At 69.9% G+C, this 18162-nt stretch carries 13 protein-coding genes and 4 tRNA genes; 8 read left to right on the top strand and 9 right to left on the bottom strand.

Going from position 1 to position 18162, the window contains the following annotated elements; genetic code table 11:
* Positions 1–42: 42 nt before the first annotated feature.
* The 3 genes from ACFY16_RS10610 to purM all read left to right on the top strand — a co-directional run bounded on the left by ACFY16_RS10610 (position 43) and on the right by purM (position 3711).
* Positions 43–840 carry a sterol carrier family protein gene (locus ACFY16_RS10610; RefSeq protein WP_390646740.1) on the top strand — a complete coding sequence of 266 codons (798 nt, stop codon included), beginning with the start codon at positions 43–45 and terminating at the stop codon, positions 838–840.
* A gap of 231 nt (positions 841–1071) precedes the next feature.
* The gene (purF, locus tag ACFY16_RS10605) at positions 1072–2601 is read left to right on the top strand and encodes an amidophosphoribosyltransferase (RefSeq protein WP_390646739.1); all 1530 of its coding nucleotides are present in this window, start codon (positions 1072–1074) and stop codon (positions 2599–2601) included.
* A gap of 42 nt (positions 2602–2643) precedes the next feature.
* The gene (purM, locus tag ACFY16_RS10600; RefSeq protein WP_390646738.1) at positions 2644–3711 is read left to right on the top strand and encodes a phosphoribosylformylglycinamidine cyclo-ligase; all 1068 of its coding nucleotides are present in this window, start codon (positions 2644–2646) and stop codon (positions 3709–3711) included.
* A 279-nt stretch (positions 3712–3990) separates the two neighbouring features.
* Here purM and ACFY16_RS10595 read toward each other — a convergent pair whose 3' ends face one another.
* Positions 3991–4248 carry a DUF3073 domain-containing protein gene (locus tag ACFY16_RS10595; RefSeq protein WP_351139419.1) on the bottom strand — a complete coding sequence of 86 codons (258 nt, stop codon included), beginning with the start codon at positions 4246–4248 and terminating at the stop codon, positions 3991–3993.
* A 308-nt stretch (positions 4249–4556) separates the two neighbouring features.
* Complete coding sequence (locus tag ACFY16_RS10590; protein WP_390646737.1) at positions 4557–5654, bottom strand: Leu/Phe/Val dehydrogenase; 1098 nt, start codon at positions 5652–5654, stop codon at positions 4557–4559.
* 222 nt (positions 5655–5876) lie between these two features.
* On the opposite strand from ACFY16_RS10590, the gene ACFY16_RS10585 reads away from it, so the two are divergent.
* Positions 5877–6728 (top strand): hypothetical protein, encoded by an 852-nt coding sequence (locus ACFY16_RS10585; RefSeq protein ID WP_390646736.1) that lies wholly within the window; start codon positions 5877–5879, stop codon positions 6726–6728.
* A gap of 543 nt (positions 6729–7271) precedes the next feature.
* Complete coding sequence (bldC, locus tag ACFY16_RS10580; protein WP_003949541.1) at positions 7272–7478, top strand: developmental transcriptional regulator BldC; 207 nt, start codon at positions 7272–7274, stop codon at positions 7476–7478.
* Positions 7479–7988: 510 nt separating this feature from the next.
* On the opposite strand, the gene ACFY16_RS10575 is transcribed toward bldC, so the two are convergent.
* From ACFY16_RS10575 to ACFY16_RS10545, 7 genes are all read right to left on the bottom strand, one after another.
* Complete coding sequence (locus ACFY16_RS10575) at positions 7989–8180, bottom strand: DUF6274 family protein (RefSeq protein ID WP_390646735.1); 192 nt, start codon at positions 8178–8180, stop codon at positions 7989–7991.
* Positions 8181–8558: 378 nt separating this feature from the next.
* A tRNA-Asp gene (locus ACFY16_RS10570) sits at positions 8559–8633 on the bottom strand.
* A gap of 93 nt (positions 8634–8726) precedes the next feature.
* Positions 8727–12695: an ATP-dependent RNA helicase HrpA gene (gene hrpA / locus ACFY16_RS10565; protein ID WP_390646734.1), complete on the bottom strand. Its 3969-nt coding sequence runs from the start codon at positions 12693–12695 to the stop codon at positions 8727–8729.
* Positions 12696–12859: 164 nt separating this feature from the next.
* Positions 12860–12933: transfer RNA gene (locus ACFY16_RS10560), tRNA-Phe, on the bottom strand.
* A gap of 24 nt (positions 12934–12957) precedes the next feature.
* A tRNA-Asp gene (locus tag ACFY16_RS10555) sits at positions 12958–13032 on the bottom strand.
* Between the two features lie 50 nt (positions 13033–13082).
* A tRNA-Glu gene (locus ACFY16_RS10550) sits at positions 13083–13155 on the bottom strand.
* 80 nt (positions 13156–13235) lie between these two features.
* Complete coding sequence (locus ACFY16_RS10545) at positions 13236–14786, bottom strand: metallophosphoesterase (protein ID WP_390646733.1); 1551 nt, start codon at positions 14784–14786, stop codon at positions 13236–13238.
* A gap of 94 nt (positions 14787–14880) precedes the next feature.
* Here ACFY16_RS10545 and ACFY16_RS10540 point away from each other — a divergent pair, with 94 nt between their 5' ends.
* The 3 genes from ACFY16_RS10540 to ACFY16_RS10530 form a co-directional block, all read left to right on the top strand.
* A complete protein-coding gene (locus tag ACFY16_RS10540; protein WP_390646732.1) occupies positions 14881–15231 on the top strand; it encodes a metallopeptidase family protein in 351 nt (116 codons plus the stop codon).
* Between the two features lie 120 nt (positions 15232–15351).
* Complete coding sequence (locus tag ACFY16_RS10535) at positions 15352–15882, top strand: hypothetical protein (protein WP_390646731.1); 531 nt, start codon at positions 15352–15354, stop codon at positions 15880–15882.
* 261 nt (positions 15883–16143) lie between these two features.
* Positions 16144–18162 (top strand): DEAD/DEAH box helicase (locus ACFY16_RS10530; RefSeq protein WP_390646730.1); only part of this gene is annotated, 2019 nt, incomplete at its 3' end.

Raw genomic sequence — 18162 nt, 5'->3', positions numbered from 1 at the left:
CGACTACGCCCGCGAGGCGTGCTGCCGCACTACGCTCACGCCATGTCCCCGGCAAAGAAGCGCACCCGGACCTACGATCCCGCCAAGACCCGTACGGCGGTCCTCGCCCAGTTCGGGAACGTACGGGAAGCCGTCCGCACCCTCACCCCCGAACAGCTCGTGCTCCCCACCCGGCTCGGGGAGTGGACCGTACGGGAACTGGTCGCGCACATCGGGATGGCGCTCATGGCCGTCGGCCGGTTCCTCGACAAGCCGGAGCCGGTGAAGCAGGACGCCACGGTCCTCGACTGGCCGTTCGCGACCTCCGCGAACTCCGGTGGCATCGACGCCATGGCCCACCTGCTCGCCGAGCGGAACCCCGACCTCGACATGTTCCTCGCCGACATCGAGCGGCGCGTCACCGAGCACCTCGACGCTCACCCCGGCACCCGACTGCTCGCCACCAACGTCGGCGCCATGCCGCTGGCCGACTACGTCGTCACCCGCACCGTCGAGCTCATCGTCCACACCGACGACCTGAACGCCGCCGTGCCGGGCCTCGACATCCCCTACGACCGCCAGGCCCTCGCCGCCTGCACCCGCCTCCTCGCCGACGCGCTCGCCGTGCGGGCACCCGGCGGCTCCACGGAGGTGCGGATCCCGCCGTACGCCGTCGTGCAGTGCGTCGAGGGGCCCCGGCACACCCGCGGCACCCCGCCCAGCGTCGTCGAGACCGACCCGCTGACCTGGATCCGGCTGGCGACCGGGCGGGCGGAGTGGAAGGACGCGGTGGACGAGGCGAGGGTCAGCGCGAGCGGTGAGCGGGCGGACCTCGGGGGACTACTGCCGTTGATGGCGTAGCGGTAACCGGCCCGGTCCACCACCCGAAGATGTGCGACGCCTCACTCATGCACACGGAACGGACGCCGCCGAGGCTCCGGGATGGTCCGGTCGGCCACCGGCCGGACCACCGTATACCCGCGCTGACCAGCGAAAACGGCGAGACCCTACAAGGGGTCCAGGACGAGTGATCCATTACCGCCGGGTATCCCCAATTCGGACCAGTGGTCGATCTCGCCTACACTCGGTGGCGTGCCACGTGGTGACGGTCGACTCAGTCATGATCTGCTCCCCGGTGAGAAAGGCCCCCAGGACGCTTGCGGCGTCTTCGGTGTCTGGGCTCCCGGCGAAGAGGTCGCCAAGCTCACTTACTTCGGGCTCTACGCCCTCCAGCATCGGGGTCAGGAATCCGCGGGAATCGCGGTCAGCAACGGCTCCCAGATCCTCGTCTTCAAGGACATGGGCCTCGTCTCCCAGGTCTTCGACGAAACCTCGCTCGGTTCGCTCCAGGGTCATATCGCGGTCGGACACGCCCGCTACTCGACCACCGGCGCCTCCGTGTGGGAGAACGCCCAGCCGACGTTCCGCGCCACCGCGCACGGCTCCATCGCGCTCGGTCACAACGGCAACCTGGTGAACACGGCGCAGCTCGCCGAAATGGTCGCCGACCTGCCCAAGGACACCAACGGCCGCTCCACCCGTGTGGCCGCCACCAACGACACCGACCTGCTCACCGCGCTCCTCGCGGCCCAGGTCGACGCCGACGGCAAGCCGCTGACCATCGAGGAGGCCGCCCACGCGGTCCTCCCGCAGGTCAAGGGCGCCTTCAGCCTCGTCTTCATGGACGAGCACACCCTCTACGCCGCCCGTGACCCGCAGGGCATCCGCCCGCTGGTCCTCGGCCGCCTGGAGCGCGGCTGGGTCGTCGCCTCCGAGTCCGCCGCCCTCGACATCTGCGGCGCCGCGTACGTCCGCGAGATCGAGCCGGGCGAGTTCGTGGCGATCGACGAGAACGGCCTGCGCACCTCCCGGTTCGCGGAAGCGAAGCCCAAGGGATGCGTCTTCGAGTACGTGTACCTGGCCCGCCCGGACACCGACATCGCGGGCCGCAACGTGTACCTCTCCCGGGTCGAGATGGGCCGCCGGCTGGCGAAGGAAGCCCCGGCCGAGGCGGACCTCGTCATAGCGACCCCGGAGTCAGGCACGCCGGCCGCGATCGGCTACGCGGAGGCCTCCGGCATCCCCTTCGGCGCCGGCCTGGTCAAGAACGCGTACGTCGGCCGGACCTTCATCCAGCCCTCGCAGACCATCCGACAGCTCGGCATCCGCCTGAAGCTGAACCCCCTCAAGGAAGTCATCAAGGGCAAGCGTCTGGTCGTCGTCGACGACTCGATCGTGCGCGGCAACACCCAGCGCGCCCTGGTCCGCATGCTCCGCGAGGCGGGCGCGGCGGAGGTCCACATCCGGATCTCGTCCCCGCCCGTGAAGTGGCCCTGCTTCTTCGGCATCGACTTCGCGACCCGCGCCGAGCTCATCGCCAACGGCATGACCATCGAAGAGATCGGCACCTCGCTGGGCGCGGACTCCCTGGCGTACATCTCCATCGGCGGCATGATCGAGGCGACCACCATCGCCAAGCCGAACCTCTGCCGCGCCTGCTTCGACGGTGAGTACCCGATGGAGCTCCCGGACCCCGAACTGCTCGGCAAGCAGCTCCTGGAGACCGAGCTGGCCGCCGGACCGGCCGCCACGGCCGCGACCGACGCGATCCGTCGCCCGTAGAGCTCGTCATACCTGCCGTACGACACGAAAGTTCTCACCGTCATGTCTGAGACAACTGGTGCCAGCTACGCAGCCGCGGGCGTCGACATCGAAGCGGGCGACCGCGCCGTAGAGCTGATGAAGGAGTGGGTGAAGAAGGCCCAGCGTCCCGAGGTCCTCGGTGGCATCGGCGGCTTCGCCGGCCTCTTCGACGCCTCCGCACTCAAGCGCTACGAGCGTCCGCTGCTCGCCTCCGCCACGGACGGCGTCGGCACGAAGGTCGACATCGCCCGGCAGCTGGGCGTGTACGACACCATCGGCCACGACCTGGTCGCGATGGTCATGGACGACATCGTCGTGTGCGGCGCCGAGCCGCTGTTCATGACCGACTACATCTGTGTCGGCAAGGTCCACCCCGAGCGTGTCGCCGCCATCGTCAAGGGCATCGCCGAGGGCTGTGTGCTGGCCGGATGCGCCCTGGTGGGCGGTGAGACGGCCGAACACCCGGGCCTGCTGGGTGCGGACGACTTCGACGTCGCCGGCGCCGGTACGGGCGTTGTGGAGGCCGACCGGCTGCTCGGCGCGGATCGCATCCGCGAGGGTGACGCCGTGATCGCCATGGCGGCGTCCGGGCTTCACTCGAACGGGTACTCCCTCGTCCGGCACGTCCTGCTGAACCAGGCGGGCCTGTCGCTGGACGCGCGGATCGAGGAGCTCGGCCGCACGCTGGGCGAGGAGCTCCTGGAGCCCACCAAGATCTACTCGCTGGACTGCCTGGCCCTGACCCGCACCGCCGATGTGCACGCCTTCTCGCACATCACCGGCGGCGGACTGGCCGCCAACCTGGCCCGCGTCATCCCGGACGGCCTGCACGCGATCGTCGACCGCTCGACCTGGACCCCGGCGCCGATCTTCGACCTCGTCGGGAAGACCGGCAACGTCGAGCGTCTGGAGCTGGAGAAGACCCTGAACATGGGCGTCGGCATGATCGCGATCGTGCCGGAGGAGTCTGCCGACGTGGCCCTGGCGACGCTGGCCGACCGCGGGGTCGAGGCCTGGGTCGCCGGTGAGATCACGGACCGGGGCGACCACGCGACGGGCGCCGAGCTGGTCGGCGACTACGCCGCCTGAGACACGGCGGTCCGGGACATGGCGGTCCGAGGCACGGCGGTCCGGGACATGGCGGTCCGAGGCACGGCGGTCCGGGGCATGGCAGTCCGAGAGACGGCCGCCCTGGACCCGCGGCAGCCCAGCCGCGCCGGTCTCGGATATGACGGTCCCAGACGCGACCGTGTCAGGCACGCCGGTCTCAGACACGACAGCACGAAACCCGGTCCGGTGCTGATGCCCCGGACCGGGTGAGGTGCAGTTGCTACGAGAGTCGCGGAAACTGCAGGAGGCGCTGCTGCGTCAAGCGCCGCGACGTTGTTGCGACGAGGGACCGGACTCGTCGTCCTCGTCCTCATCGTCGTCGTTGTACAGATCCGCGTACTGCGCGTACGGGTCGTCTTCTTCGTCGTCGTCCTCGAACGGCTCGCCGTTCGGCGGCTGGCTCGAAGTCGATGCGCCCAGCTCGCTGGCCAGACGCGACAGGTCAGTCCCACCGCTGTTGTACTTCAGCTGGCGGGCGACCTTCGTCTGCTTGGCCTTGGCCCGGCCGCGCCCCATGGCTCGACCCCCTCGGTGACGGGGCTCGACGGCCCCAGAGTCTGACACGCGTTCATGATCCGGAACGGACTCTCCGCAGAGAGGCCGGTCCGTAGGGCTTCCACGGTACCTGAGCCCGCGCCCATACGGTACGTCGCCCGCAGGACGCGCGTGTGCGCAGGACCTTCGAGGCGCCCTGTCCTCGCTGGTCAGTGGCGATTTTAACCACTTATCCGAGCACGACCCGCCGGTGGACGTGAGAGTTCTCTCCAAGTTCCCGCCGACGGGTACCGCTCGAACCCGCGAGCGCACGCTCGGTGCGCCCCCGATCAGTGTGCTGTACGGCCCTCCGCCATCCGCTGCTCGGCGATCCGGTCGGCCGCGGCGGCCGGCGGAATCCCGTCCGCCTTCGCACGTGCGAAGATGGCCAGCGTGGTGTCGAAGATCTTCGCGGCCTTCGCCTTGCACCGCTCGAAGTCAAAACCGTGCAGCTCGTCGGCGACCTGGATGACCCCGCCGGCGTTCACCACATAGTCCGGCGCGTAGAGGATCCCGCGATCGGCGAGGTCCTTCTCCACACCCGGGTGGGCGAGCTGGTTGTTGGCCGCGCCACAGACGATCCTGGCGGTCAGCGCCGGCACGGTGGCGTCGTTCAGCGCCCCGCCGAGCGCGCAGGGGGCGTAGATGTCGAGGCCCTCGACCCGGATCAGCGCGTCGGTGTCGGCCACGGCGGACACACCCTCCGGGTGCCTGTCGAGGATCCGCCGTACGGCGTCCGCGCGCACGTCCGTGATCACGACCTGGGCGCCCTCCGCCCGCAGGTGCTCCACCAGGTGGTGCCCGACCTTGCCGACGCCCGCGATGCCGACCGTGCGGCCGCGCAGCGAGGGGTCGCCCCACAGGTGCTGGGCGGAGGCCCGCATGCCCTGGTAGACCCCGAAGGCGGTGAGGACGGACGAGTCGCCGGCGCCGCCCTTCTCGGGCGAGCGCCCGGTGGTCCAGCGGCACTCGCGCGCGATGACGTCCATGTCGGCGACGTACGTACCGACGTCGCAGGCGGTGACGTACCGGCCGCCGAGCGAGGCGACGAAACGGCCGTAGGCGAGGAGCAGCTCCTCCGTCTTGATCCTGTCGGGGTCACCGATGATCACGGCCTTGCCGCCGCCGTGGTCCAGGCCGGCCATGGCGTTCTTGTACGACATCCCGCGCGCGAGGTTCAGGGCGTCGGCGACGGCCTCCGCCTCGGTCGCGTACGGGTAGAAGCGCGTACCACCGAGGGCGGGGCCCAGGGCGGTGGAGTGGATGGCGATGACGGCCTTGAGGCCGGTGGCGCGGTCCTGGCAGAGCACGACTTGCTCATGACCCCCCTGGTCCGAGTGGAACAGGGTGTGCAGTACATCAGCATGCGCGCCGGTTACATCGGTCACTGTGGTGACTCCTGGGTAAGTAGCGGCGGTCGGAGACCAGCTCCCGTACAGGTGGCGGGCGCTGTGGCATGAGGGTAGAGCCTGCCCGTGCCCGCCGACCGCGCAGTGCTGAGGATCACCTACCCCCGGAGTACGGCCGTGCGACCATTTGCATAGTTTTCCCGCGTGTTCGTGCGCGAGTTCCGCAGGTTTCCCGGTCGGTCCGTGGGGGATGGAGCAGGCGTGCCCAAGGTGTCCTCGGTGATCGTCCCGTACGCGACCTATCTACGCGTCTACGAACCGCTGGCCGCCTTCCCGGAACCGGAGCGAAGCCACTGGGCGCGCTACGCCCGGCGTGCGGAGCAACCCTCCTACCAGGACGAGCTGCGCCGCTCGCTGGCCGACCTGCTGCCCACCCCGCCGGTCCCGGTGCCGGTGCACGAGAGCGGGGACGGGTTCGTGCTCGACGTGGAGGGGGTGCTCTGCGTCTGCCCCTGGCGCACCCGGCTGCGCGGCTGGCAGGCGCTGGAGGAGCTGCCCGAGGAGCTGCCGAGGACGGTGCTGGACGCCGTGCTCCCGCCGCTCGTGCGCGGGCAGGCCGCCCAGGACTACGAGCGCTGGCTCGCCCGCAACCCGGACGCCCGCCCCTGGATCCGCACGGCGACCTGGCAGGTGCCGCTGAGCTGGTTCGTGCTCGTCTCCGACGAGGAGCGGGAGTACGACAAGGGAGCCGGCGCCGCCGAGGACGAGCCGCCCGTGCTGCGATACCGCACGCCGATGGTGCAGGCGCGGCGCCGGGTGGCGCGTGGGCTGCGCACCCTCAGGGGCGCCATGGACGAGGGGCCGCTCATCGACGGGCTGGTGGACGTGGGGCGCTGGCTGGAGGAGTTCCATCCGCGCTCGCTGGTGGAGCTGGACTACGGCGGCCTGGTGCACGTCCTGCCGGCCGGCGAGCTGGAGGACGACCACTCGGCGGCGGACGTGGCCGAGGGGATCGAGGCGCTGCGGCGTGGCGACGGGGCCGCGGCGGGCGAGGCGTACGTCCGGCTCGTGGAGCGGTGGCGGTCGGTACGGGACCGGCGTTCGGCGAACTGACGAGGTGACAGGCGTTACGGGGGTGACGTACGTCACGATCCGAGAGCGCTTCGAACGACGTACGGTCTACCGGACTTCGAGGAACTGACGGGACGTAGGTCCCGATCCGGGCTTTCGTATCAAGCGTGACAGATCGCACGTACCCGTCTCTTGCATCCCTTGCCCCCCCTCGTGCCAAAATAGGACAAGGAGTCCGGGGAGGGCTCCGTCTGTCCAACTGTGCTCCACTGTGGGCGGATTCTCGGTATTGCGTGCTTTAGGGGGTCTGGTGACTCCTGATCGCCACTGTGACTGATCGTCACAGTGGCGTGACTGTCCGCTATGGCATGGTCCATCGGCTTCCGTCGCTGATGAACACCTGGGAGGGCAATTCCATCGGTTTGGCCGACGCGGCTGGACAGATGGTGTAGTTGTAGTGCCGAGGACAAGCCGTTCGTCCTATAACCGACTCGACTCGCGTCCGCCATTTCGGGCAACGCGGGTCAAGGTGCAGAATTTAGAGGAAAGAACCGAGAAGGTTCGGTTCTCCCGAGGAGGCCGCTCATGACCGCTCGCACCCCTGATGCCGAGCCGCTGCTGACCCCGGCTGAGGTCGCCACCATGTTCCGCGTCGACCCCAAGACGGTCACGCGGTGGGCGAAGGCCGGCAAGCTCACGTCCATCCGCACGCTCGGCGGACACCGCCGTTACCGCGAGGCTGAGGTCCGCGCGCTGCTCGCGGGCATCCCGCAGCAGCGCAGCGAGGCCTGAACAGCCTGAACAACTGAATACCGGGCAAACCGGCAGGCCCCCCAACCCGCCGAGGCGCCCGACATCACAGCTCCAAGCGACGCGGGTCCTGCCCCAACAGGCCCCCCGCCCAAGCGGTCAGGCAACTGAACAGGGTGCGTCGTGGATCGCGCTGGACTCCGCCGGGTCCAGCGCGATCTTTTTTTGTGCCCGCACCCGCCCTGGCGTCGCCCTGGCGGGTGCCCCGGCGTGGCCCTGACGGTGTACCGATGTGAACCGGTGGTGCCCGGTCGGTGCCCCGACCATGTGCCGGCGGTCGGCCTGTGAGCGGCCTTGTCGGAGTCTGGGGAGGCGTGTCGGATCTCCTGTGTGCGGGTGCCGACACCGGTGCAATTGCACATATTAAATTGACTAGTTGTAGGAGCCGGTTAAGTACCGCGCTTTCAAAAACTCATGCGGTGACACCCGTCACACGCCGAACTCCTTGTTGCCTCTGGCTCATGTGCGCTAAAAGAGGCGCGGCTGCGCCGGTCATGCCGTGGCGGCGCGTTCGTCCTCGACGGCCTCCGGGGCACCTTCCGTGCCTCGGGGAGCCGCGTCCATCGCCAGCCGCAGCAGGCGGTGACAGACCGGGCAGTGGCGCGTCAGATGCCGGTAGGACGACGCGGCCGCCAGATGCGCACGGAGCAACGCCCGCGTCTCATGCCTGGCCGACGCCGCCATACGCCACCTCCGGGGCCGTGCGGGGAAGGGACCTGCTCTCTGGGTACTGGGCGGATGTGACGGCGTCAAGACGGCGTGGGTGCCGGGGGCCTGTGCGGTCGACAGAAGGCGAGGCGTGGACGCGTGCGGGCGGGCCCGGCTCCGAAGGCCGGGGCGCTCTTGCCCCATGCGGTCCTGACAGGGACACAGGAATGACCGAGGCCGCCTTCCCGTGACGGGCGCGGGCCTCGGTCGATCTGTGCGGTCCTGACGGGATGTGCCGTGCCTGATTGCGGCTGCGCCGCGGGCGCGGCCTCCGTCTTGTCCGGGGAGGGGAGTCCTGGCGGGAATGACTGAGGCCCGCTTCCCATGATGGGCGCGGGCCTCAGTCGATCTGTGCGGTCCTGACGGGATTTGAACCCGCGGCCTCCACCTTGACAGGGTGGCGAGCACTCCAAACTGCTCCACAGGACCAGGTTTCGCGGCGCTTTTCCTGCGTTGCGCTGCGAGAAGAAACTGTACAGGAGGGTGAGCCCCTGGTCGAACTCACCCAGAGTGTGTACGCCGTTACGGCACCGCCGCGTCGATCGCCTTCACGATCCGCTTGTCGGAGACGGGGTACGCCGTGCCCAGCGCGTGGGCGAAGTAGCTGACCCGGAGCTCCTCGATCATCCAGCGGATGTCGAGGACCGAGGAGGGCACCGGGCGGCCCTGGGGCATCTGCTCCAGCAGCCACGCGTACTCGTCCTGCATCTCGTGGACTTTCTCCATGCGGGTCGTGTCCCGCTGGACGTTGGTCGGCATCTGCTGGAGGCGGCGATCGACGGCCACCAGATAGCGCATCAGGTCGGGCAGGCGCCGCAACCCGGCCGCCGTGACGAAACCGGGCTTCACGAGGGCGTCCAGCTGCTTGCGTACGTCCTGGAGGTTTGCCAGGAGGACGGGGCTGCGTACGCCCTTCAGACGGCGCTCACAGGCCTGCCAGGCGGCCAGCACCTGCTGCACCTGTCCGACCGTACGGACCGTCGTGTCGACGATCTCCGCGCGGACCTTGTCGTACAGCTTCCGGTGCGACTCCTCGTCCCACGCCGGCCCCCCGAAGTCGCCGATCAGCTTGTCCGCCGCGGCCATCGCGCAGTCGTCGAACAGCGCCTGGATCGAGCCGTGCGGGTTCGCGGACAGGGCGAGCTTCTGGGCGTTCGTCAGCTTCTCGGACGCGAACTTCGCCGGGTTCACCGGGATGTTGCGGAGGATCAGGCGCCGCGTGCCCTTCCACATGGCTTCGGCCTGTTCCGCCTCCGTGTCGAAGAGGCGTACGGAAACCGTGTCGCCGTCGTCGACCAGCGCCGGGTACGCCTTCACCGGCTGGCCGGCGCGGCGGGTCTCGAAGACGCGGGTGAGCGCGCCGATGGTCCAGTCGGTCAGGCCCGTCCGTTCAATGGCTTCGCCGCCCTGGCGCTCGGCGGTGGCTGCCGCGGCCTGGGAGAGGGCCTGGCGGGCCTTCGGCTTGAGCCGGAGCTTCAGGGGTTCCAGAGCCTTGTCCTCGGCCAGCTTGCGGCGCCGCTCGTCGACGATCCGGAAGGTGATCTTCAGGTGGTCGGGGACCCTGGCCCAGTCGAAGTCGTCGGCCTCGAAGGGGACGCCGACCATGCGCTTCAGCTCACGGGCCATGGTGGTGGTGAGCGGCTCCTGCAACGGCACCGCCCGCTCCAGGAACGCCTTCGCGTAGTTCGGCGCGGGCACGTAGTTGCGGCGGATCGGCTTGGGGAGGGAACGGATGAGCTCCGTCACCACCTCCTCGCGCAGGCCCGGGATCTGCCAGTCGAAGCCCTCGTCCGTGACCTGGTTGAGGACCTGGAGCGGGATGTGCACGGTCACACCGTCGGCGTCCGCGCCCGGCTCGAACTGGTAGGTGACGCGGAACTTCAGCGGCCCCTGCCGCCAGGAGTCCGGATAGTCGGCCTTGGTGACCGCCTCCGCCGACTCCCGGATGAGCATCTCCCGCTCGAAGTCGAGGAAGTCGGGCTGCTCGTGCCGCTTGTGCTTCCACCAGGAGTCGAAGTGGGCGCCCGACACGACGTGTTCGGGCACCCGCTGGTCGTAGAAGTCGAAGAGGGTGTCGTCGTCGACCAGGATGTCCCGGCGCCGGGCGCGGTGCTCCAGCTCCTCGACCTCGGTCAGGAGCTTGCGGTTGTCGGCGAAGAACTTGTGGTGCGTGCGCCAGTCGCCCTCGACGAGGGCGTTGCGAATGAAAAGTTCGCGGGACGTCTCCGGGTCGATCCGCCCGTAGTTGACCTTCCGCTGGGCGATGATCGGCACGCCGTACAGCGTGACCTTCTCGTACGCCATCACGGCCGCCTGGTCCTTCTCCCAGTGCGGCTCGCTGTACGTGCGCTTGAGGAGGTGCTCGGCGAGCGGCTCGATCCACTCCGGCTCGATCTTCGCGTTGACGCGGGCCCAGAGGCGGCTCGTCTCCACCAGTTCCGCCGACATCACGAAACGCGGGGGCTTCTTGAAGAGGGCCGAGCCGGGGAAGATCGCGAACTTGGCGCTGCGGGCGCCCAGGTACTCGTTCTTCGCCGTGTTCCTCCCGCTCTCCCCTCCGGCCTCCTTCACGTCCTTCATCCCGATGTGGGAGAGGAGGCCGGCGAGGAGCGAGACGTGCACGCTCTGCTCGGGGGCGTCGTCCTCGTTGGGATGAATCCCCATCTGCTTGGCGACCGTGCGGAGCTGCGTGTAGATGTCCTGCCACTCGCGGATGCGCAGGAAGTTCAGGTACTCCTGCTTGCACATCCGGCGGAAGGCGGAGGAACCCCTCTCCTTCTGCTGCTCGCGGATGTAGCGCCAGAGGTTGAGGAAGGCGAGGAAGTCGCTCGTCTCGTCCTTGAAGCGGGCGTGCTGCTGGTCGGCCTGGGTCTGCTTGTCGGCGGGGCGCTCGCGCGGGTCCTGGATGGAGAGCGCGGCCGCTATCACCATGACCTCGCGGACGCAGCCGTTCTTGTCGGCCTCCAGGACCATGCGGGCCAGGCGGGGGTCGACAGGCAGCTGGGCGAGCTTGCGGCCGGTGTCCGTGAGCCGCTTGCGTACATCCTTCTGAGCCGGGTCGAGGGCACCCAGTTCCTGCAGCAGCTGCACACCGTCGCGGATGTTGCGGTGGTCCGGCGGGTCGATGAAGGGGAACTTCTCGATGTCGCCGAGGCCGGCCGCGGTCATCTGGAGGATGACGGAGGCGAGGTTCGTACGGAGGATCTCCGCGTCCGTGAACTCCGGCCGGGTGACGAAGTCGTCCTCGGAGTACAGGCGGATGCAGATGCCGTCGGACGTACGACCGCAGCGGCCCTTGCGCTGGTTGGCGCTGGCCTGGGAGACCGGCTCGATGGGGAGCCGCTGGACCTTGGTGCGGTGGCTGTACCGGGAGATACGGGCGAAGCCCGGGTCGATGACGTACTTGATGCCCGGGACGGTCAGCGAGGTCTCCGCGACGTTGGTCGCCAGAACGATCCTGCGGCCGGTGTGGGGCTGGAAGACGCGGTGCTGCTCGGCGTGGGAGAGCCGGGCGTAGAGGGGGAGGACCTCGGTGAAGCGGTAGTTCTTCTTCACGAGCGCGTCGGCCGTGTCCCGGATCTCCCGCTCTCCGGAGAGGAAGACGAGGATGTCGCCCTTGCCTTCTGCCTGGAGCTCCTCGACGGCATCGCAGATCGCGGTGATCTGGTCGCGGTCGGAGTCGTCGCCGTCCTCCTCCAGGAGGGGGCGGTAGCGCACCTCGACGGGATAGGTGCGCCCGCTGACCTCGACGATCGGGGCGTCGCCGAAGTGCCGGGAGAAGCGCTCGGGGTCGATGGTCGCCGAGGTGATGACGACCTTGAGGTCGGGGCGCTTGGGCAGCAGCTGGGCGAGGTAGCCGAGCAGGAAGTCGATGTTGAGGGACCGCTCGTGGGCCTCGTCGATGATGATCGTGTCGTAGGCGCGCAGCTCGCGGTCGGTCTGGATCTCGGCGAGCAGGATGCCGTCCGTCATGAGCTTGACGAAGGTGGCGTCCGGGTTCACCTGGTCGGTGAACCGCACCTTCCAGCCGACGGCTTCCCCGAGGGGGGTCCGCAGCTCCTCGGCGACCCGCTCGGCGACGGTACGGGCGGCGATCCGGCGGGGCTGGGTGTGCCCGATCATGCCGCGCACGCCACGCCCCAGCTCCATGCAGATCTTGGGGATCTGCGTGGTCTTTCCGGACCCGGTCTCGCCGGCGACGATGACGACCTGGTGATCACGGATGGCGGCCGCGATCTCGTCCTTCTTCTGGCTGACCGGCAGCTGCTCGGGGTAGGTGACGGCCGGCACGCGGGCGCGCCGCTCACCCATCCGGCCCTCGGCCTTCGCGACCTCCGCCTCGATCTCGGCGAGGACGGCGGCGCGGGCCTCCGGCTTACGGATCTTGCGCGCACCCTCGAGCCTGCGCCCGAGCCGGTGCGCGTCGCGCAGGGTCAGCTCGGTCAGGCGGGGGGCGAGGGCGCCGAGGGCGGGGGCAGGGTGCGTAGACATACGCGATCCAGGATCTCATCCCGGGGAAATCCGTGGCGAACACTTATTGCCTCCGGCGCGTGGCGCAGGTCAGGGGTGGCGCAGATCGGAGGTCGCGCCGCGCCGGAAGTACGGAGGGAGTGCACGACAAGGGCCCCGTCCATATGGACAGGGCCCTTGGCTTGTGGCTGGGGCCGGGGTCGAACCGGCGACCTATCGCTTTTCAGGCGATCGCTCGTACCAACTGAGCTACCCAGCCACGAGGCTTCCGAGGAAACCTCAGCGGTCCTGACGGGATTTGAACCCGCGGCCTCCACCTTGACAGGGTGGCGAGCACTCCAAACTGCTCCACAGGACCATGCTGTTGTGTGCGAACCAGCGAACGTAAGTGTCGCACACCATACTGCGTGCCCCCAACGGGATTCGAACCCGTGCTACCGCCTTGAAAGGGCGGCGTCCTAGGCCGCTAGACGATGAGGGCTATCGGCCCGCCTGGGCGCTTCTCAGCGCGTCGGGGACGTGAGAAGCATATGGGATGGCGGGAGGTATCGCCAAAACGGTTTACGGGGCACTGGTGGAGGAAGTGGGGGACTGGGGGGCTCCCGGCTGGTTCTCCTTCGGGAGATGGCGGCTGACCTCGGCCGTTGTCAGGCCCAGGCCGCCCAGTTCGATCTCGTCCCAGGCCTGGAGGCGCCGGGAGTCGCGGTCGAAGTAGAGGATCGATGCCTCGATCGGGTCGGGGTACTTGCCTTCCACGGCCCGCAGTCCGCTGCCGCCCGTCGAGCCCTCCACCCGGAGCCGGGTGCCGTACTTCATGACCTCCGTCCCCTCGTGGTGCAGATGGCCGGCCAGGACGAGGGGCACCTCGCCGTCCGTCCCGCGGGCGGCGGAGGGCTCGTGGGCGATGGCCACGTCGACCGGGGCGCCCGCGGCCTTCTGGTCGCGCAGGGCCGAGGCCAGGCGGGCGCCCGCCAGCTCCTCCGCCGCGCCGCCGCTCGGCTGCGTCGAGCGGTCCGGCGTGAACTGCGGGTCGCCGATGCCCGCGAAGCGCAGGCCCGCGACGGTCTCCGCGTGGCCCTCGTCGAGGACGTGCACGTTCTTCATCCGCTCCAGGTAGCGCTGGGTGAGGAGGGAGTCGTGGTTGCCTCGGACCCACACGTAGGGGGCGCCGAGGTCCGCGATCGGGTCCAGGAAGCCGTTCTCCGCCGCCGTGCCGTGGTCCATGGTGTCGCCGGAGTCGACGATCACGTTCACCTTGTACTGCTCCACCAGCGAGGCGATGATCTTCCAGCTCGCCGGGTTGAGGTGGATGTCCGAGACGTGCAGGACGCGGATGGTGCTCGGGTCCGGCGAGTAGGTGGGCAGCGTGGACGTGACGTCGTACAGCTTCGTCACGTTCGTCACCAGGCGTGCCAGCTCCTGCTGGTAGACGTCGAACTCGGTGACGATGCTGCGCGCGTTGCCCACCAGGGAGGGCGCGGAGGACAGCAGGCCCGAGAACCTCGGTTCCAGGACCGACTTCGGGTTCCAGGTGGCGTACGCCGTTCCGCCGCAGGCCGCGAGCAGGGCCAGGGCCAGTCCGCCGGCCGCGAGGGCGCGGCGGGGGCGGCGGTAGACCGCGAGACCGAGGGCGGTGGCGCCGGAGACCACGGCGACGCAGGAGCGTACGGCCAGGTCGAGCGTGCCCTGCTCCACGTCCCGGGTGACCTCGTCCTGGAGGCCCGTGATGCGCTCGGGGTGGTCGACCAGGGCCTGGGAGCGGACCGGGTCGAGCTGGTCGACGTTCACGTCCAGCCGGACGGGCGCGACGTGGCTGTCCAGGCTCAGCGCGCCCAGCGGGGAGACGTTGATCTTCGTGCCCCCGGTCAGGGAGGGGCGCAGGGTCATGGTGGTGTCCATCGGGCCCACCGGGACCCGCACGTTCCCGACGATCAGCAGTCCCAGCCAGGCCCCGGCGAGGACCACGGTCACCAGACCGAGGGCACGGGCCCAGGGGCGCGGCTGGGGGACGAGCTCGACGGCCGGCTGGGGGCGGCGGGTTCGGCGGCGGCGGGACAGGGCGTGGGGCGCCCTGCGGATGCGGTTCAGGGCGGCGACGGGGACGCGGACCATTGGTCCCGTATGCCCACGCCCAGGGGCGGGTATGCGGACGAGCGCGCGACTCTCGGACGGGGCTTGCGGGGCTGTCGTACCGGACAATGGCCCTGTGCTGGAGATGACGCGCGAGGAGTTCGAGGAACTGGTCGCCGAGGCGCTCGACCGGATTCCGCCGGAGCTGACTCGGCTGATGGACAACGTCGCGGTGTTCGTCGAGGACGAACCGCCTGCCGACGACCCCGAGCTGCTCGGGCTGTACGAGGGGACTCCGCTGACGGAGCGCGGCGAGTGGTACGCGGGCGTGCTGCCGGACCGGATCACGATCTACCGGGGGCCCACGCTCAGGATGTGCGACACGAGGGAGGACGTCGTCGCGGAGACCGAGGTGACGGTGGTGCATGAGATCGCCCACCACTTCGGCATCGACGACGCGCGGCTGCACGCGCTCGGGTACGGCTGACGGGACGTCCTCGGGTGCGGCCGGTGGGGCGCGCTCGGGTACGGCCGGCGGGCGCGTGTCTTCTTGTGGGCGGCGGGAGTTGGGCACGTTGACTTCTTCGCCCACCCGGAGGTGGCTCCCGTGCGCCCCTTGTACGTACCCGTCCGCCTGGCCGTGACGGTCATGGCCGTGGCCGCCGCCGCCGGCTGCATGAGCGTGGGGGGCGACGACGGAGGCCGGGCCAGGCCGTCGCACTCGGCGGGGCAGCGGGGCGGTGCGGCGCCGGACGGGGGACAGGCCGTCTCCGGCGGCGGTGCCGGGTACGGCGGGGCGGCGGCCGGCGGTGAGCACGGGCACGGCAAGGACGACGAGGGGAAGGACGGGAAGTCGGCGTCCCCGTCGGCCTCGCCGTCGGGGGGCGCGAGCGCGGGCGCGTCGGCGGACGCCGGGCCGGGCCAGACCGTGAAGCCGGGGGAGCCGTCGCCGACCGGGGCGCAGCCGAGCCCGACGAGGACCACTCCGCCGCCGGAGCCGACCAAGGAGCCGTCGCCGCAGCCGCCGGTGTCGCCGGACCCGACGGTGGCGGAGCCGTCGTCGTCGGCGCACGAGGAGACCGGGCCTCAGCTGGTGCAGCGGGAACCGGCGCCGGAGGCGGGATCGCCGGCGCCCTGATGACCACGACGGCCGTCACGGCCATGGTTTCCAAGGTGGGAAACTATTCCTGACCTGCGGTTATAGGGTCGGATTTGCCTTGGGGGGTGGAGGGTGCGTATGGTGGCAGATCGTTTGATCCCATTTGCCCGGCGCCAATGCAGAGCGCGCCGTGTGGCGCGTACTCTCCCTTGCCGTGGCTGACCGCATTGAGGCGGTCGTTTGCGAAACACGGAGTTGACGGGCGCGTGCCGACGAGACTCCGGAAGGTTTCGCATTCGCATGTCCATTTCCAGTACTGATCACGTCGTCGTGCCCGAGAACGGCGAGAACCCCATCGACGCCGAGAGCGTCGAGACGGCTGTCGAGACGACCGTCGAGGCCGTCGCCGAGACCGAGACGACGACCGAGGCCCCGCAGATCACCTTCGCGGACCTCGGCCTCCCCGAGGGCGTCGTGCGCAAGCTCGCCCAGAACGGCGTGACCACCCCCTTCCCGATCCAGGCCGCGACCATCCCGGACGCCCTGGCCGGCAAGGACATCCTCGGCCGTGGCCGCACCGGCTCCGGCAAGACCCTCTCCTTCGGTCTGCCGACCCTGGCCACGCTGGCCGGCGGTCGCACCGAGAAGCGCAAGCCGCGCGCCGTCATCCTCACGCCGACCCGTGAGCTCGCCATGCAGGTCGCGGACGCGCTGCAGCCGTACGGCGACGTCGTCGGCCTGAAGATGAAGGTCGTCTGCGGCGGTACGTCGATGGGCAACCAGATCTACGCCCTCGAGCGCGGCGTCGACATCCTGGTCGCCACCCCCGGCCGCCTCCGCGACATCATCAACCGCGGTGCCTGCTCCCTCGAGAACGTGCAGATCGCCGTCCTCGACGAGGCCGACCAGATGTCCGACCTGGGCTTCATGCCCGAGGTCACCGAGCTGCTGGACCAGGTCCCGGCCGGCGGTCAGCGCATGCTCTTCTCCGCGACGATGGAGAACGAGATCAAGACCCTCGTCGACCGTTACCTCAACGCCCCGGTCAGCCACGAGGTCGACGCGGCGCAGGGCGCGGTCACGACGATGTCCCACCACATCCTCATCGTGAAGCCCAAGGACAAGGCGCCGGTCACGGCCGCGATCGCCTCCCGCAAGGGCCGCACGATCATCTTCGTCCGTACCCAGCTGGGCGCCGACCGCGTCGCCGAGCAGCTGCGCGACGCCGGTGTGAAGGCCGACGCGCTGCACGGCGGCATGACCCAGGGCGCCCGGACCCGGACGCTGGCGGACTTCAAGGACGGTTACGTCAACGTCCTGGTCGCCACCGACGTGGCCGCGCGAGGCATTCACGTCGACGGGATCGACCTGGTCCTGAACGTCGACCCGGCCGGCGACCACAAGGACTACCTGCACCGCGCCGGCCGTACGGCCCGCGCCGGTCGCACGGGCACCGTGGTCTCCCTCTCCCTCCCGCACCAGCGCCGCCAGATCTTCCGCCTCATGGAGGACGCCGGCGTCGACGCCGGGCGCCACATCATCCAGGGCGGTACCGCCTTCGAGCCGGAGGTCGCCGAGATCACCGGCGCCCGGTCGATGACCGAGGTCCAGGCCGAGTCCGCGGGCAACGCCGCCCAGCAGGCCGAGCGCGAGGTCGCCCAGCTGACCAAGGAGCTGGAGCGGGCGCAGCGCCGCGCGACCGAGCTGCGCGAGGATGCCGACCGCCTCGTCGCCCGGGTCGCCCGTGAGCGCGGCGAGGACCCGGAGGCGGCGGTCGCCGAGGCGCAGGCCGAGGCGTCGCAGTCGGTCGCCGAGGTCTCGGTGCCGGAGCAGCCGGCGGCGCAGGACGTCGACCGGGCCGAGCGCGAGGAGCGTACGACGTCGTCCTCCTCGTACGAGCGTCGTGACGACCGTGGCGGCTTCCGTCGGGACGACCGTCGCGACGACCGGGGTGGCGACCGTGGCGGCTTCCGCCGTGACGACCGTCGTGACGACCGTGGTGGCCGTTCCTTCGAGCGTCGTGACGACCGGGGCGGGTTCAACCGCGACCGGGACCGTCGTGACGACCGTGGCGGCTTCCGCCGTGACGACCGTCGTGACGACCGTGGTGGCCGTTCCTTCGAGCGTCGTGACGACCGTGGGTTCGAGCGTCGGGACAACGACCGTGGTGGCCGTTCCTTCGAGCGCCGTGACGATCGTGGCGGCTTCCGCCGCGACGACCGCCGTGACGACCGTGGTGGCCGTTCCTTCGAGCGTCGTGACGACCGTGGGTTCGAGCGTCGGGACAACGACCGTGGTGGCCGTTCCTTCGAGCGCCGA

Source organism: Streptomyces sp. NPDC001315 (assembly GCF_042896175.1).
Taxonomy (GTDB): Bacteria; Actinomycetota; Actinomycetes; order Streptomycetales; family Streptomycetaceae; genus Streptomyces.
The sequence above is the reverse complement of the archived record's forward strand: the minus strand, read 5'-3'. Positions and strand labels throughout refer to the sequence as shown.

Excerpts from the sequence above, each read along its gene's own strand:
- ACFY16_RS10545 (WP_390646733.1), bottom strand. The coding sequence starts at position 14,786 with ATGGTCCGCGTCCCCGTCGCCGCCCTGAACCGCATCCGCAGGGCGCCC.
- bldC (WP_003949541.1), top strand. The coding sequence starts at position 7,272 with ATGACCGCTCGCACCCCTGATGCCGAGCCGCTGCTGACCCCGGCTGAG.
- hrpA (WP_390646734.1), bottom strand. The coding sequence starts at position 12,695 with ATGTCTACGCACCCTGCCCCCGCCCTCGGCGCCCTCGCCCCCCGCCTG.
- ACFY16_RS10575 (WP_390646735.1), bottom strand. The coding sequence starts at position 8,180 with ATGGCGGCGTCGGCCAGGCATGAGACGCGGGCGTTGCTCCGTGCGCAT.
- ACFY16_RS10595 (WP_351139419.1), bottom strand. The coding sequence starts at position 4,248 with ATGGGGCGCGGCCGGGCCAAGGCCAAGCAGACGAAGGTCGCCCGCCAG.
- ACFY16_RS10610 (WP_390646740.1), top strand. The coding sequence starts at position 43 with ATGTCCCCGGCAAAGAAGCGCACCCGGACCTACGATCCCGCCAAGACC.
- purM (WP_390646738.1), top strand. The coding sequence starts at position 2,644 with ATGTCTGAGACAACTGGTGCCAGCTACGCAGCCGCGGGCGTCGACATC.